The organism is Lignipirellula cremea, assembly GCF_056501455.1.
In genome coordinates this window covers 947,206-961,386 of the sequence record NZ_CM151415.1, presented here as the reverse complement: position 1 = coordinate 961,386, position 14,181 = coordinate 947,206, and the positions used below count along the sequence as shown (strand labels likewise).

Genomic DNA, 14,181 nt, shown 5'->3' with positions numbered 1-14,181 from the left:
CGCTGACGCGCGGCTCAGTCCGCCGCGGCGCCGCTCGATTCCAGTTCCTTCGCCGCGCCGCTCTTCGCCGTCTGCCCCATCGGATCGGCGCCGAGAGTTCCGACGGACCGTTCGAGGAAGTCGGGCGCGTTCAGCTTCGCCTTCTGACGCTCGATCGATTCCTGACGGGAGTCGAGATCGAGGGGCGGACGCAGGTAGCGTTCGGCGTAGCGCCGGCGGGTCGCTTCCAGGCGCTCTTCGATCTTCCGGCAGCGTTCCAGCGCGCGGTCGCGATAGGCGACCAGACGCTCGCGGTACCAGTCGCTCGACAGCAGGGCCTCGCGCGTGAACAGGGCCCGGAATTCGGGGCTGTGGACGTCGAGGCCGTTCCACGTTCCTTCGGCCATGATCTGCACGAGCGCGGCCAGCGGCGGACAAAGCTCTTCGATCGTGCCGTCCTCGATCAGGCCCTGCGCGACGGTGCGTTGCGACTCGGCGATGTAGGCCACGCCGTCGAGGAAAGCCTCCTCGTCCTGCGATTCGGGTCGCAGCATGGCCTCGTCGAAAACCTTGTCCGGGTTGTCGAAGATACGACCGAAGAAGCGCTGCACGAACCGCTCGGTGATGCGATATCCCAGGCGGCTTACGGGGACGACGGTCTCGCCGCGTTGAACGTCCTGCAGCGGTTCGAGGTAGCCCTCGCGAATGAGGAGCGACGGCTCCCGCTCCTTCACGGAGATGCGGCACCAGACTTCCGGGATCAGCAGGCTGATGTCGTGGTCGACGCGGACGTTCGGCCCGATGTGACCCGCCGGCGTCGAGAACCCGGCCAGGCCCGTCAGCAGGTACGACACCAGCGCCGTATTCAGATCCGCCGCGACGCGCAGACAGTTGAAGGGGCTCTTCGTGAGCGCGCCTTCCGAACCGAACCCGGTCGTCGAAGGGCTCTTCCCCGTCAGCGACGCGATCAAGTCCATGAACAGCTCGGGCAGCTCCTGATAGTGAATCGGGCTGTAGACCGCGAGCTCCTTGATTCCCTTGTCCGGCTCGGGCGGGTTGTTGCGGCGACCCATCAGCACGGCGTTCACCGGCGCGACGACGGGCGCGTCGGCAGAGAGCGCCCGGTGGAGCCGCATGCCGGTCTCCGCCACGTAGTAATCGAACGGACGGACGAGGTCGGGCCGGTTCTGAAGGTATCGCGGGTTCTTGCTCGGCTTTCCGTCGACCTTCCGCGGATTGGCCGAGCAGACGACGAAGTTCGCCGTCGGATCGTCGGCCATCTCCCGCAGCAGACGCTGCATCGGCTCGCTGAAGGCGTCGAAGTCGGCGACCAGCAGGAGCATGTCGTGGACGTCGTTCTTGCTGAGCGGTTCGAAGTTGGAGACGAAGTTATCGCCCCCGGCCAGATCGGCTTCCGCCTGCTTGTCGAAGCCGCGGTGAATGGCCTCGTCGGGTCGCTGGAACAGGCGATACTCGCAGTTCACGGCCAGCTTCAGGCTCTCGCCTTCCACTCCCGGACCGACGTCGCCCAAGAGAGCCCGCGGCACGACGGTCGACGCCGTGATGTCGTCCTCCGTCTGCAACTTGAACGCGGCGGCGAAGTCCTGGCGGAGTTTGAACGTCCGCCAGGTCGTGGTCTTGAAATAGCCGACGCGGAGATACGATCCGATCAGCTTGCGATCGCGGAACTTCAGCTCGTGGCCCGGCTCGCCGTTGATGATGTCGACGCCGAACTGTTCGTGCCAGTTCTCCTCCCAGCCCGGCTCCTGAAAGCGCTTGATGACGAAGATCAGCGCCTTGATCTCGTCGGGGATGCTGCGGAGCGTCTCGTTGTATTCGTCGGTGTAGTCGGACGACGGCGTCAGCAGTTTGATGACGCTTCCCAGCGATCGGGCGGGATCGAGCAGTTTGCGGCTGGTGCGGATGCGGTAGTCGGGACTTCCCGCGGCGCCCGGCTTCCAGCGCCGCGAATAGTCGAAGTCCATCAGCCGCTTGACGTGGGCCAGGTCGGCATCGGCGTCGGTGACGAACACCGGCCCGTAGTGCATGTAGTCGGCGACCGACTTCGAAATCTCGCTCTTGCCGCCGCCGGAGACGGTGCAGGGCTTGTGGCAGAAGACGCCCTCCGCGACGGTCCCGATCAGGCGCCAGCTCGGCGCTTCGGGATGCTTCTCCATGCGGAGCTTGTAGCCGCTGGGGGTCATGTAGACCTTGCCCGGCTGCAGCGGGATCTTCCGCTGCGTGCCCTCATGATCCCACGTGATGCACTGGCCGCGCAGCGTCGCGAAGGCGTTCTCCGGAATGTAGATCAGATCGGGATAGCGCTGATCCTTGCCGTAGCCGTCGGCCTGCACCTCGATGAACGAGGCATAGTCGCGGACGACGTCCTCGAAGGTGCGACCGTTGTAGGCCCGGCTGTCGGCCTGAAACTGATCGCCCAGGCTGTAGCCGGCGAAGGCGACGGCGCCGCCTGCATGTTCTTCCTCGGCGTTCCCCATCAGGTTCGCGGCGAAGGAGATCTGCGTCTTCACTTCCTTCTTGCAGTAGCCGTAATAGTTGTCGGCGATCAGCGTGATCACCGTTCCCGACGCGTCGCGGCAGGAAATCTTGAAGGCCTGGCCCTCGTTGTAGAGTTCGCCCTCGTCGGACCAGCACATGCCGTCGCGACGCTGACGCTCGGTCGCCTCGCTCGCGCGGGGCAGGCCGAGTTCCTTCTTGGTCAGCTTCAGCAGATTCGGCGCGAGGATCACGCAGCCCGTGTGGCCCGTCCAGCGCTCGACGTCGAGCGCCGCGTCGTTCTCCGGCAGCCAGGGATCGCCCGCGTTGCCGAAGATCGATTCGACGAAGTCCAGGTTGCTGACCAGCGTGCCGGGCACGAAGAAGCGGATTTCCATCTTCCGTTCGGGCTCAACCCCGGGCACCTCGGGGCGCACGAGCGGCCGCAGGTAGAGCGAAACGAAGGTCTCCGCCTGCGTCTCCTGATTGGCCGTGAAGGGGAGGCGCAGCGAATCGTGCGAGGGGTGAAGCGCCGCCTCGAAGAGCCGGGCGAAGACCGCCTTCGGCACCGCCTTCTTGTCGCCCGGAATCGGCAGGCCGCCTTCGGCGATGTGGAAGGTTCCGACCGTGGTGCGACGATCGCTGCGGGGGTTATGCAGGACGCCGTTCTTCACGCGGTACGACTGCAGCCACTCGTTCTTGTAGTAGTCGCTGTCCACGGGAAGCGAGAGCGCGCGGGCCATCCCGTGGCGATCGAGAATCAGCGTGCGATCCGGCAGGCGCAGCGGCTCGGCCAGGTTCAGATCCGCCATGTAGGCGGCGAGGAAGCCCTCGATCCGCTGGTCGATCGCGCAGCGTTCGTCCGTCAGCAGATCGAGCTGCTGCCGATAATTCTGGACGAGCGAGCCGGCGATGTCGGCGAGTTCCTGATCGTCCCGCTCGAACGACGACGGCAGGCCGAGCGCCGAGAGTTGCAGGTTCGCGTGACGCGCCAGACGCTCGTACTCGCCGTCGAGCGCCTCGTGCGAGAGATGCGACCGATAACCGATGGCGCGTTTCGCGTCATTCATCCTGCGAATCCCCGGCAGTTACAGAGTTCAGTGGGGCAGATCGCCGCCAATGATAATGGATTTTCCGGGGCTTACGCCTGTCGCCGTCGGCGCTTTCGACGGATCTTCCCGCCGACCGCGGGGCGCTACATGCTTGAGTCTCGCCGGTCGACCGCAGAAGATAGAGCGTGAGATGGTCGCCGGAATCGGAACTGCGCCGCCTGGCTCGCAGCCTTGATTTCGTAAACATCTTTTACATAATGCACCCGCCCCCGCGAGCGTGCGCCCCTCGGGGCCGCGTTCTCCCGCCGTCGTCCGCTCATCTTCCGGCGAGAATCGTTCATGCCCCGGCTATTGCCCGAGATTTATCGTTCGACGGGAACCCGTCGCCTGCTGACGGCCTTCGCGTTCGGCGTCGCGCTGACGATCGGCTTCGGCGGCGCGACCGCGGCGTGGGGTCAGGAAGAGGACGAAGCGGCTCCGGAAGAACTGTCGGCGGTCGACTTCGGCCGCGACATCCGACCCCTCCTGGCGAAGAAGTGTCTCGCCTGTCACGGACCGGGCGATCAGGAAGGAGGCCTCGATTTCTCCTCGCGCGAAACGAGCCTCGCCGATCTCGACTCGGGCGAACATGCCATCGTTCCGGGCAAGCCGGACGAGAGCGCTCTGCTGGCTCGCGTGACCGAGGAAGACCATTCCCTGCGGATGCCGCCCGAGGGCGCGGCTCTCACGGAAGCGGAAGTCGATCTGCTGCGCCGCTGGATCGATCAGGGCGCCGAGTGGGAAGCCCACTGGGCGTTTCAGCCCCGCACGAATCCGCCCGTTCCGCAGGTGCAGCACGTCGACGCCGTCGCCTCGCCGATCGACGCCTTCCTGCTGGCGAAGCTGGAGCCCGCGGGACTGACGATGAACGAACCGGCCGACCGCCGGACGCTGATCCGCCGCATCACCTACGACCTGATCGGCCTGCCGCCGTCGAAGGCCGAGGTCGACGCGTTCGTCGCCGACGAGCGTCCCGACGCTTACGAACGGCTGGTCGACGGTCTGCTCGCGGATCCCCGCTACGGAGAACGCTGGGGTCGGCACTGGCTCGACCTGGTGCGTTACGCGGAGACGAACAGCTTCGAACGCGACGGAAAGAAGCCGCACGTCTGGAAGTATCGCGACTACGTCATCGATTCGCTGAACGCCGACAAGCCGTACGACGCCTTCGTGCGCGAGCAGCTCGCCGGCGACGAAATCGCGCCGGAGAGTCACGAGGCGCAGATCGCGACGGGCTACTACATGCTCGGCCTGTGGGATGACGAGCCCGCCGACCGAGAACAGGCCCGCTTCGACGGCCTCGACGATCTGGTCGCCGTCACGGGCCAGGCCTTTCTCGGCCTGACGGTTAACTGCGCCCGGTGTCACGACCACAAGATCGACCCGATCCCGCAGCGGGATTACTACCAGCTCGTCGCCTTCTTCCAGGACGTTCCGCGGGTGGGCGACCACCGGGCGCTCGTCGATCTTTCGTCGCCCGACGTTCAGGAAAAGTACCGCCAGCTCGATCGCGAGAAGCGCGAAGTCGAGAAGACCCTGCGGGAGATCGAGCAGTCGGGCATCGTCCGCATGTCGGCGGAAGATCAGCGCGCGACCGAAGGGCGCGATCGGGAGAAGGTCCTGAAGGAGAAGCTTCGCGATCACCTCGACGAGCAGGCGTGGAAAAACTACCGCGAACTTCGCGACCGGAAGCAGGCGCTGGAGAAGACCGAGCTTCCGCCGCGAAACGAGGCGCTTGGCATCGGCAACCCGCTGCACCAGCCGCCGCCGACGTTCGTGATGATGCGCGGCAATCCGCACTCGCCCGGAGAAGAGGAGGTCGCGCCCGGCTTCCCGACCCTGTTCAGCGCCCCCGCGCCGAAGATCGAACGTCCCGCGACCGATCGCTCCTCCGGTCGGCGCAAGGCTCTGGCGGACTGGATCGCGGAAGACGACAACCCGCTGACGTCGCGCGTGCTGGCGAATCGCCTGTGGCAGTTTCACTTCGGACGCGGCATCGTCCGTTCGTCGAACAATTTCGGCCTGCTCGGCGACGCGCCGACGCATCCCGAGCTGCTCGACTGGCTCGCCGAGCGGATCGTCGCCAGCGAATGGCGACTGAAGGACGTCCACCGCGAGATCCTTCTGTCGAACGCTTATCGCATGTCGTCCGCCGCTCAGAACGAGGCGCTGGCGAAGGATCCGCGGAACGACTTGTTCTGGCGCTTCGACATGCGGCGGCTCAGCGGCGAAGAGATCCGCGATTCGATCCTGCTGGTCTCGGACTCGCTCAACGATCGCCTGCACGGACCGAGCGTGCACCCGAAGCTGTCGAAGGAAGTCCTCGAAGGGCAGTCGCAGTTCGGCGCCGGCTGGGACCTCAACGAATCGCCGGCCAACCAGAACCGCCGGAGCGTCTACGTCCACGTAAAGCGTTCGCTGCCGGTCCCGCTGCTGGCGGTGTTCGACTTCCCGGAGACCGACGCGACCTGCGAAGCCCGCTTCATGACGACCCAGCCGCAGCAGGCGCTGGAATTGCTTAACGGCGACTTCGCCCAGGAGCAGGCCGCGATTCTCGCCGCGACGATCCGTCAGGAACTCGGCGACGCCGACCGCAAGACGCAGATCCGCGTTTTGCTCGAGCGCGTTCTCGCCCGCGAAGCCGACGCCGAAGAGATCGAACGAGTCGCCGCGCTGATGGACCGACTCAAGGCCGAGCATTCGCTGTCGGAAGAGACCGCATTCGACCTCGCCTGCCTGTATGCGTTGAACCTGAATGAGTTCGTGTTCCTGGACTGATTGCCTGTTGATCGATTCGAGTACTGAAGGACCGTCGTCGAGCGACATCATCGGCCAGCGGGGGACGGAAGTCCCCCGAGTCCGTCGATCGAGTGCAGCGACGATCGAGTTTCTTGCAGCTTGGACCGTGTCTGAAAACGCCGAACCTGAACGCTGAAGCGAGCTAGTCGACCGAATCGAAGTAGCCGTCAGGCAGTGCCTGACCTACGGAAGACTCCAGGGACTTCCGTCCCCCGCTCGCCCATGACCATAGACGAGACCGGAGAACGAAGATGACTGACCGCCGAAGCGCCGGATCGTTTTGTGGCCGAACGCGACGCGAGTTCCTGTGGGAATCGGGCGCCGCATTCACCGGCGTCGCGCTCTCGTCGATGCTGGCCCGCGACGGCTTTCTCGCGAAGCAGGCGGTCGCCGCCGACGGTCAGACGCCGCTCGGGAACCCGCTCGCCGCAGCCGCCCATCGCTTCGCCCCCAAGGCGAAGAGCGTCATCTTCCTGTTCATGTACGGCGGGCCGAGCCAGGTCGACACGTTCGACTACAAGCCCAAGCTCTACGACCTCGACGGCAAGACGATCCCGGTCAAGACCAAGGGTCGCGGCGGGGAGAAGAACGAAGGTCGCGTCGTCGGTCCGAAGTGGAGCTTCAAGCAGTACGGCGAATCCGGGCAGTGGGTCAGCGAGCTGTTTCCGCATCTCTCGCACCACGTCGACGACATCGCCTTCCTCAAGAGTATGACCGCCGACTCGCCGATCCACGGCTCGGCCATGCTCCAGATGAACTCGGGCCAGATTTTGAGCGGCCATCCGGCGCTCGGCTCCTGGATCAACTACGGGCTGGGCACCGTCAACGAGAACCTGCCCGGCTTCGTGGTCATGCTCGACCCGACCGGCGGACCGATCTCCGGCGCGAAGAACTGGTCCAGCGGCTACATGCCCGCGACGTACCAGGGCGTCGTGATGCGGTCCAAGGGCGCCCCGATCCTGAACCTGACGCCCGACGAAGCCATCGGCCGCGACGCCCAGCGGACGCTGCTCGATTCGCTGAAAGTCGCGAACGAGGAGCACCTCGCCGCGCGGGCCGACAACAGCGATCTGGCCGCCCGGATCAACAGCTACGAACTGGCGTACAAGATGCAGGCATCGGCGCCGGAAGCGGTCGACCTGACGCAGGAAGACCAAAGGACGCTCGAGATGTACGGCGTCAACCAGGAGCGGACCGCCGATTTCGGCAAGCGCTGCCTGCTCGCCCGACGCATGGTCGAGCGGGGCGTACGGTTCATCCAGCTCTACTCGGGCGGCAACCACAACGACAACAACTGGGACGCCCACGGCGACCTGAAGAAGAACCACGACTACCACGCGTTCAATACTGACCAGCCGATCGCGGCCCTGATCCAGGACCTGAAGAACCGCGGGCTGTTCGACGAGACGCTGATCGTCTGGGGCGGCGAGTTCGGTCGCCAGCCGACGGCGGAATACGCGGTCGGGACGGGACGCGATCACAACTCCTTCGGCTTCACGATGTGGATGGCGGGCGGCGGCATCAAGGGAGGCCAGAGCGTCGGCGGGACCGACGAACTGGGCGCCATCGCTGTCGACAAGCCGTTTCACGTTAAGCGGCTGCACGCCACGATCCTGCATCAGCTCGGCGTCGATCCCAATACGCTGTCCTATTTCTTCGGCGGGCTCGACCGGAAGCTGGTCGGGGTCGAAGCGACCGAGCCGATCCACGAACTGATCGCGTAGCCTCGATCGGAATCTCCCGTGTGCCATGCCCATATCGCGCAGCAGGGTGGGCATGCAGGTTCGAGTCGGAAATGCAATTCGATCCGCACGATTCGAACCGCGTTCCGACCTGGAAACGTGACGACTTCGGCCGCGACGAAACGATGAGCGATCCGGCCCCGCTCAGCATGCCCACCCTGCTTCGCGACTGCGTCGATCGCCGAACGAGCGCCCGCTGCGCTGTCGCTTCCGTTAGACTGTCTCCGTCGTTCAGGGAGCTTTACGAACCGGGGATTCGCAGGGAATCGAGCGCGGCCGATGGGGCGATTGCGTTTTTGGGTTCCCGAAGAGTACGCCCGGCGAGGCGATCTGCTCGCCCATGCCTATCTCGCGGGCGCGGAAGGGATCCCCTCGCGTCGCAAGCTCGCCTACGAAGCGCCCTATCTCGCGATCGTGCGAGAGGCGACCGACTCCTGCTACGGCAGCTTCCTGTGGGATTACGGCGGTCGTACGCCCGCGGTCCTCACCACGGCCTCCCTGCGACAACGGGAGGAGGCGTATCACCTCACGCTCGAACTGGCGCGAGGAACGCTGCATCGCCTGAAGAGCCAGATCAGCGTCTGGGATTACGTCGACGTCGACTACGGCGAACCGCCGGAACGGGAAATCGACGAAGCGGAAGAGGCGTTCCTGCTCGCCGCGGTCTCCCAGCGCGATCCGCAGGCCTGCCATGTCCATGCACAGCGCGCGCTTTCGATCGCGGCGCCGTTGCTCGATCGGGTGACGCTCGTCGCGGCGGAGAAGGCGCTCGAGAGTCGTCGACAGGACGGGCCGCTGGCCACGATGTTCGGCGTGCAACTCGACCCCTGGTCCGATTCCGAGAAGGACTGGCCGCGGATCCTCGGCGCGTTCAACTCGATCAGCGTTCCGCTCGTCTGGAACAAGGTCCAGCCCGACGAGGGCCGCCACGACTGGGCCCCGGCGCTCAAGACGCTCGACTGGGCCGCTTCGCAGGGCCTCCACGTCTGCGCGGGCCCGATCCTGCGATTCGATCGCGAGTTCCTTCCCGATTGGCTCCAGTTCTGGAACGACGACTTCTCCGCGATGCAGGCGCATATCCTGCGGTACGTGCGGGAGGCGGCGCAGGCCTGCAAGGGAAAGGTCCACTTCTGGCATGCCGTCGCCGGGGTCAACAGTCCCGGCATGCTCAAGCTCCATCCGGAACAGGCGCTGCGTCTCACCGTGGCGACGATCGACGTGCTGCGGCAGGTCGACCCCGATTCGCCGATCCTCGTTTCGTTCGACCAGCCCTTCGCCGAGTCGTTCATGCACGACGAAGCCGAACTGGCCGGCTTCCACATGGCCGAGTCGCTCGCCCATGCGGACATCGGCATCGCGGGCATCGGCATCGAACTCGATCTCGGATACCAGCCCCACGGCACGCTCCCCCGAACGTTGTGGGAGATGCACCTCCTGCTCGAACGCTGGCGCCTGACGCAGCTTCCGCTGGTCGTGCGGCTCTCCGCTCCCGAAGCCCCGGCGCCGGCAGGCGCGGGCCGCGATCGGACCGAGTTCGTCTCCCAGCCGCGCAGCGCGCTGTTCGAGGAGCTTCTTCCGGTAATCGCCGCGAAGGACTTCATCTACGGCGTCTTCTGGAAGGCTCTGTACGACCGGGACGATCCCCGCTTTCCGCGGAGCGGACTCTTTGAAGGCCCCGGGCGGCCGACGGCCCTGCTGAAGACGTTCGCCGATTTCCGGAAGCGTTGCGGCGACGGGGCGTAAGCTCGCGCCGCCGATAGCGCCGGGAATCTCGGGAGCTAGAATAACGGAGCTGCGAAAAGCCTCTTCCGGGCCGCGCGCCCGCGTCTCCTCGACCCGCCCCTCCGGGAATCCGCCATGCGATCCCTTCGTCGCCTCTTCGTTCCGATGCTTCTGGCCGCGACGGCGCCGTGCGCCGGCCTGACGTTCGCCGCCGACGAGGCGGGAGCGACCGGACAGATCGAGACCGTCGGCAAGTGGGGACCGGTCGAAAAGGTCGCCGGCGACCTGCAGTTCACCGAAGGCCCCACGCCCGACGCCGAAGGCGCGCTCTACTTCACCGACATTCCGGCCGAGCGGATCTACAAGCTCGACGGCGACAAGAAGATCGAGGTCTTCCTGCAACCTTCCGGCCACGCGAACGGCCTGATGATCGACGGCGGCGGACGGTTCTTCGCCTGCCAGATGGACGGCAAGCTCGTCCAGATCGACCCGGAAACGAAGAAGACCACGACCCTGGCCGAAGCGTACGGCGGGGCCCCGTTCAACGCACCGAACGACCTGGTCGTCGATTCGTCGGGCGGTATTTACATCACCGATCCGCGATTCCGCGCCGCGACCCCGCTGCCGCAGAAGGTCGAGGCGGTCTATTACCGTGCCGCTGACGGAACGGTGACCCGCCTGCACGAAAGCGACGACGCGCCGAACGGCGTCATCCTCTCGCCCGACGAAAAGACCCTGTACGTCGTTCCGTCGATGTCGAAGACGATGCTGGCCTTCGACGTCCAGGCGCCCGGCAAGCTCGGCCCCGCGAAGACGTTCTGCGAACTCGCGCAGCCCGACGGCGCCGATCGCGAATCGGGCGGCGACGGGCTGACCGTCGACGCGAAGGGCAATCTCTACATCACGACGAACCTCGGCCTCCAGGTCTTCTCGCCTCAGGGCGAGGCGCTCGGGATCATCTCCCTGCCCGAGCAGCCGGCCAACTGCGCCTTCGGCGGAAAGGACCTGGACGTGCTGTACGCCACGGCCCGAACGTCGGTTTATAAGATCCCGATCGAAGCGAAGGGCTGGCGCTTTCCCGGGAAGGGCGAGTGACGCCGCACCCCCGTTCGCTTTCTTCTCCTTCCGCCTGAACGATCCTGCCGATGACTGTCTCTCGAATCGCACTGCCGCTGCTCGGAGCGCTCTACCTGTTCGCCGCGATGCCTGCCTCGCGGGCGTGGGCGTCGCCGGAAGCGGACGATGACTTCGCTTACCAGGGCGAGTTCTGGGGCCAGATGACGCTTCCGGGCTTTCCGCGGGCGCTCGTCGGACTTCAGGTGATCGCCAAGGGCGACGGACAGTTCGAGGGTCGCGCGCTGCACGGCGGACTTCCGGGCGCCGGATGGACCGGCTACGAACCGCTGGAAGTGAAGGGCGCTCGCCAGGGGTCGTTCGTCTCGCTCTACGGCGTCACGCTGCGGTTCGAGGTCGAGCCGAACGCGGCGACCGCCACCGATTCGGAAGGAAACGACCTGGGTCGACTGGAACGGGTGCGGCGAACGAGCCCCACGATGGGCCTCCCGGCGCCCGCCTACGCGTCGGTTCTGTTCGCGAACGGCGAAGCCTCCGGCCTGGACAACGCCGACGTCGACGACGAGGGCCTGCTGAAGATCGGCGCCATCACGAAGGACCGCTATTCCAGCTTCCGGCTGCACGTCGAATTCCGCACGCCGTACCAGCCGGCGAACGAAGGGCAGGGACGCGGCAACAGCGGCTGCTACCTGCTGCAAAGCTACGAGGTCCAGATCCTCGATTCGTTCGGGCTGCCCGGGGCGTTCAACGAATGCGGCGCTCTCTACCGCAGCGTGCCGCCGCTGGTGAATATGTGCCTGCCGCCGCTGACCTGGCAGACCTACGACATCTTCTTCCAGGCGCCGACGTGGAACGAGGCGGGCGAGAAGGTCGAAAACGCCAGGCTGACCGTATTCCAGAACGGGCAACTGGTGCAGGACCATCTCGACGTGCCGAACAAGACCGGCGCCGGGAAGCCGGAAAGCCCCGACCTTCGCCCCATCTTGTTCCAGAACCACAAGGATCCCGTCGCGTTCCGGAACCTCTGGATCGTGCCGGGCCAGCCGAACGAGCGGGAGATCGCCGCGATCGAGCGACTTTCGTACTCGCCGATGAGCGTCGAGGCGTTCTCCCGGCTGAACTTCGCCCCGGTCTCGACGTCAGCCCAGGAAGTCCCGCCGCAACCCCCGTCCCCCTCGGACCTGAACCAGGAAACGCCGGAAGCGCCGGCGACTCCGGAAGCGGCGGCAGACCCCGCGACCGAGACAGCGCCGGCGGAAGCGACTCCGCTGGTGGTCGATCCGTCGGCGGGCCCCGCCTGCTGCGGCACGCCCCCAGCGGCCGTCGGCTGTCCCTGCGTCGTCCCGGCGACCTGCGAGCCGGCGCCGCCCGTCTGTGCCCCGACGCGGGCCAGGCACGGCTGTTTCCGGGCGTTTCGCTGCTGGAAGCGGTAGGCGCCGCCGGTTCCTGCGGCGCTTGAAGACTTTCCGGTCGAACCGCGAATTCCGGCAAGTTCGGGAAAAAACGCCGAACCGTCCCCGTGAGAACGTCGATAGCTATTTCGGAGAAGCGGAACGCGCGACCTCGTCGGACGCGGTTCCTCTCGAAAGACGCATGTTCTCGCGGAAGAGCGCCATGAAGGTTCGACAAACGCGATGGGTCGCGCCCCTTCTCGCCGGTTGCGCGGGATTGGCGTCCGTCTGTTCCATGGTCGGGTGCCAGGTCGTCGAAGGGGGGCAGATTCTGCCGAGCCCTTACTACGTCAGCGACGACGTCCAGTACTTCCCGCCCGGCCCTGAGTTCAAGCTCTCGAACGAAGCCGCGGCGATGCAGAAGTACAAGGCCGAACGCGAACTGGCTCAGCCCTAATTCGCTCGCTATCCGGGTCCGACGCGCCCTGTTCGCGGGTCGGATCTTCGGAAGTCTCGCCTCCGCGGCTCTGCTCCGTCGGACGGCGCTTTCTTCGCCGATTTTTTCGCGATTCGCGCGTCTGCGAATCGGGACTCGGCGAATAATCAAGCGTTCGCGGAAACGCCTGCGAAGGCCTTCGATCAGGGGCCGATTCCATGCCCGGAATCGCCTGATCGGGTCGTAGCCGGACGCCTCCGTCGCAGGGGCGGCGCCCTCGCCTGGGCGTCATAAAACGTCCCGTTCGTCTTGGTTCTCGGAGCAGGGGATTCGCGGGAGCGATTTCGACGTGGCAACCTTGCGCATCGGTCGAGTCGTCGTCAGTCCCGCTACCGGGAACCGCTATCAGATCGCCGAGCTGCTCGGCGAAGGCGGATACGGCAAGGCCTACCGCGCCCAGCAGATCAACCGTCGCGGCAAGGTCGTCGACGAACTCTGCCTGAAGACCACGATCGATCAGGCGAGCTGGCATCGCGAGAGCTACTTCGGCGAACTCTTCGCCCGCAATCGCCGCGTGCTGCAGGTCTACGACTCGTTCCCCATCGCTTCCTATTCCCGGGCGGCGACCGGCGGGATGATCTACTGCCTGGGGATGGAACTGGCCGAGCACGGCACGATCGCCGACTACCTGAAAAAACACGGCGAGCCCTGGCCCGAGGCCCGCGCGCTGCGCGAGATCAAGGCGCTCCTTCGGCTGCTCGATCAGCTTCACGGCGGCAACGCGACGCATCGCGACATCACGCCGATGAACATCTTCGTCTGCTCGCGGGGCGTGCTGAAGCTCGGCGACTTCGGCATCGCCCGGCACCAGATCCCGGGCAAGCCCGCGAATATCGAGGCCTTCAACCCGGCGTTCGTGACGCAGGGGATCATCGACAAGAAGCATCGCTACTGGCTGGCCGTCGACGACGTGTTCCAGATGGGCCAGCTTCTGGGCATGCTGCTTCTCGGCGAGTGCGAGAAGCCGATCACGTCGGCCATCGTCGACGCGCTGCCGTGCAGCGACGCGACCAAGCGGATCGTCCGCTGTGCGATCGGGCCCCGATCGCGACGCTTTCCCGACGCCTACGAGATGCTGAGGGCGCTCGACGGCGACGAAGGGGTCACCGAGTCGAACGTGAAAACGCTCGCCGGAAAGACCGTCGTCTTCGCCGGAGCCCTGTCGCTCTCGCGATTCGACGCCGAGGTGCTGGTGATCCAGGCCGGCGGGCACGTGTCGAAGCGGGTCAACCGGCACGTCGACCTGATCGTGCACGGCGGGTCGGCTTCCCGCTTCGCGCCCGGACGCCGAAATGCCCAGATGCATACGGCCGAGCGTCTGATCAAGTCGGGTCAGCCGATCTCCGTCATCGGCGAGAGCCAGTTCCGCCGCCTGGTGCGGGTGAATTAGG

General features: G+C 65.8%; 8 protein-coding genes. 7 read left to right on the top strand and 1 reads right to left on the bottom strand.

All coding sequences use genetic code 11. From position 1 onward, the window contains the following. Positions 1–14: 14 nt before the first annotated feature. Complete coding sequence (locus SH602x_RS03750) at positions 15–3,545, bottom strand: PPi-type phosphoenolpyruvate carboxykinase family protein (RefSeq protein ID WP_479475534.1); 3,531 nt, start codon at positions 3,543–3,545, stop codon at positions 15–17. A 321-nt stretch (positions 3,546–3,866) separates the two neighbouring features. Between SH602x_RS03750 and SH602x_RS03745 the strand changes: the two genes are divergently transcribed. The 7 genes from SH602x_RS03745 to SH602x_RS03715 all read left to right on the top strand — a co-directional run bounded on the left by SH602x_RS03745 (position 3,867) and on the right by SH602x_RS03715 (position 14,180). After that, entirely contained in the window at positions 3,867–6,344 is a 2,478-nt protein-coding gene (locus SH602x_RS03745) for a DUF1549 domain-containing protein (RefSeq protein ID WP_479475533.1), read from the top strand. A gap of 272 nt (positions 6,345–6,616) precedes the next feature. Beyond that, positions 6,617–8,089 (top strand): DUF1501 domain-containing protein, encoded by a 1,473-nt coding sequence (locus tag SH602x_RS03740; protein ID WP_479475532.1) that lies wholly within the window; start codon positions 6,617–6,619, stop codon positions 8,087–8,089. Between the two features lie 306 nt (positions 8,090–8,395). Next, entirely contained in the window at positions 8,396–9,850 is a 1,455-nt protein-coding gene (locus SH602x_RS03735) for an endo-1,4-beta-xylanase (protein WP_479475531.1), read from the top strand. 114 nt (positions 9,851–9,964) lie between these two features. Next, positions 9,965–10,924 (top strand): SMP-30/gluconolactonase/LRE family protein, encoded by a 960-nt coding sequence (locus SH602x_RS03730; RefSeq protein ID WP_479475530.1) that lies wholly within the window; start codon positions 9,965–9,967, stop codon positions 10,922–10,924. Positions 10,925–10,974: 50 nt separating this feature from the next. Beyond that, positions 10,975–12,336 carry a 3-keto-disaccharide hydrolase gene (locus SH602x_RS03725; protein WP_479475529.1) on the top strand — a complete coding sequence of 454 codons (1,362 nt, stop codon included), beginning with the start codon at positions 10,975–10,977 and terminating at the stop codon, positions 12,334–12,336. A 181-nt stretch (positions 12,337–12,517) separates the two neighbouring features. After that, positions 12,518–12,751: a hypothetical protein gene (locus SH602x_RS03720; RefSeq protein ID WP_479469810.1), complete on the top strand. Its 234-nt coding sequence runs from the start codon at positions 12,518–12,520 to the stop codon at positions 12,749–12,751. Positions 12,752–13,079: 328 nt separating this feature from the next. Beyond that, the gene (locus tag SH602x_RS03715) at positions 13,080–14,180 is read left to right on the top strand and encodes a BRCT domain-containing protein (RefSeq protein WP_479475528.1); all 1,101 of its coding nucleotides are present in this window, start codon (positions 13,080–13,082) and stop codon (positions 14,178–14,180) included. Position 14,181: the final 1 nt, after the last annotated feature.

Bases quoted from the DNA above. Each gene is read 5' to 3' on its own strand.
- SH602x_RS03750 (WP_479475534.1), bottom strand. From the start codon at position 3,545: ATGAATGACGCGAAACGCGCCATCGGTTATCGGTCGCATCTCTCGCAC.
- SH602x_RS03745 (WP_479475533.1), top strand. From the start codon at position 3,867: ATGCCCCGGCTATTGCCCGAGATTTATCGTTCGACGGGAACCCGTCGC.
- SH602x_RS03740 (WP_479475532.1), top strand. From the start codon at position 6,617: ATGACTGACCGCCGAAGCGCCGGATCGTTTTGTGGCCGAACGCGACGC.
- SH602x_RS03730 (WP_479475530.1), top strand. From the start codon at position 9,965: ATGCGATCCCTTCGTCGCCTCTTCGTTCCGATGCTTCTGGCCGCGACG.
- SH602x_RS03725 (WP_479475529.1), top strand. From the start codon at position 10,975: ATGACTGTCTCTCGAATCGCACTGCCGCTGCTCGGAGCGCTCTACCTG.
- SH602x_RS03720 (WP_479469810.1), top strand. From the start codon at position 12,518: ATGAAGGTTCGACAAACGCGATGGGTCGCGCCCCTTCTCGCCGGTTGC.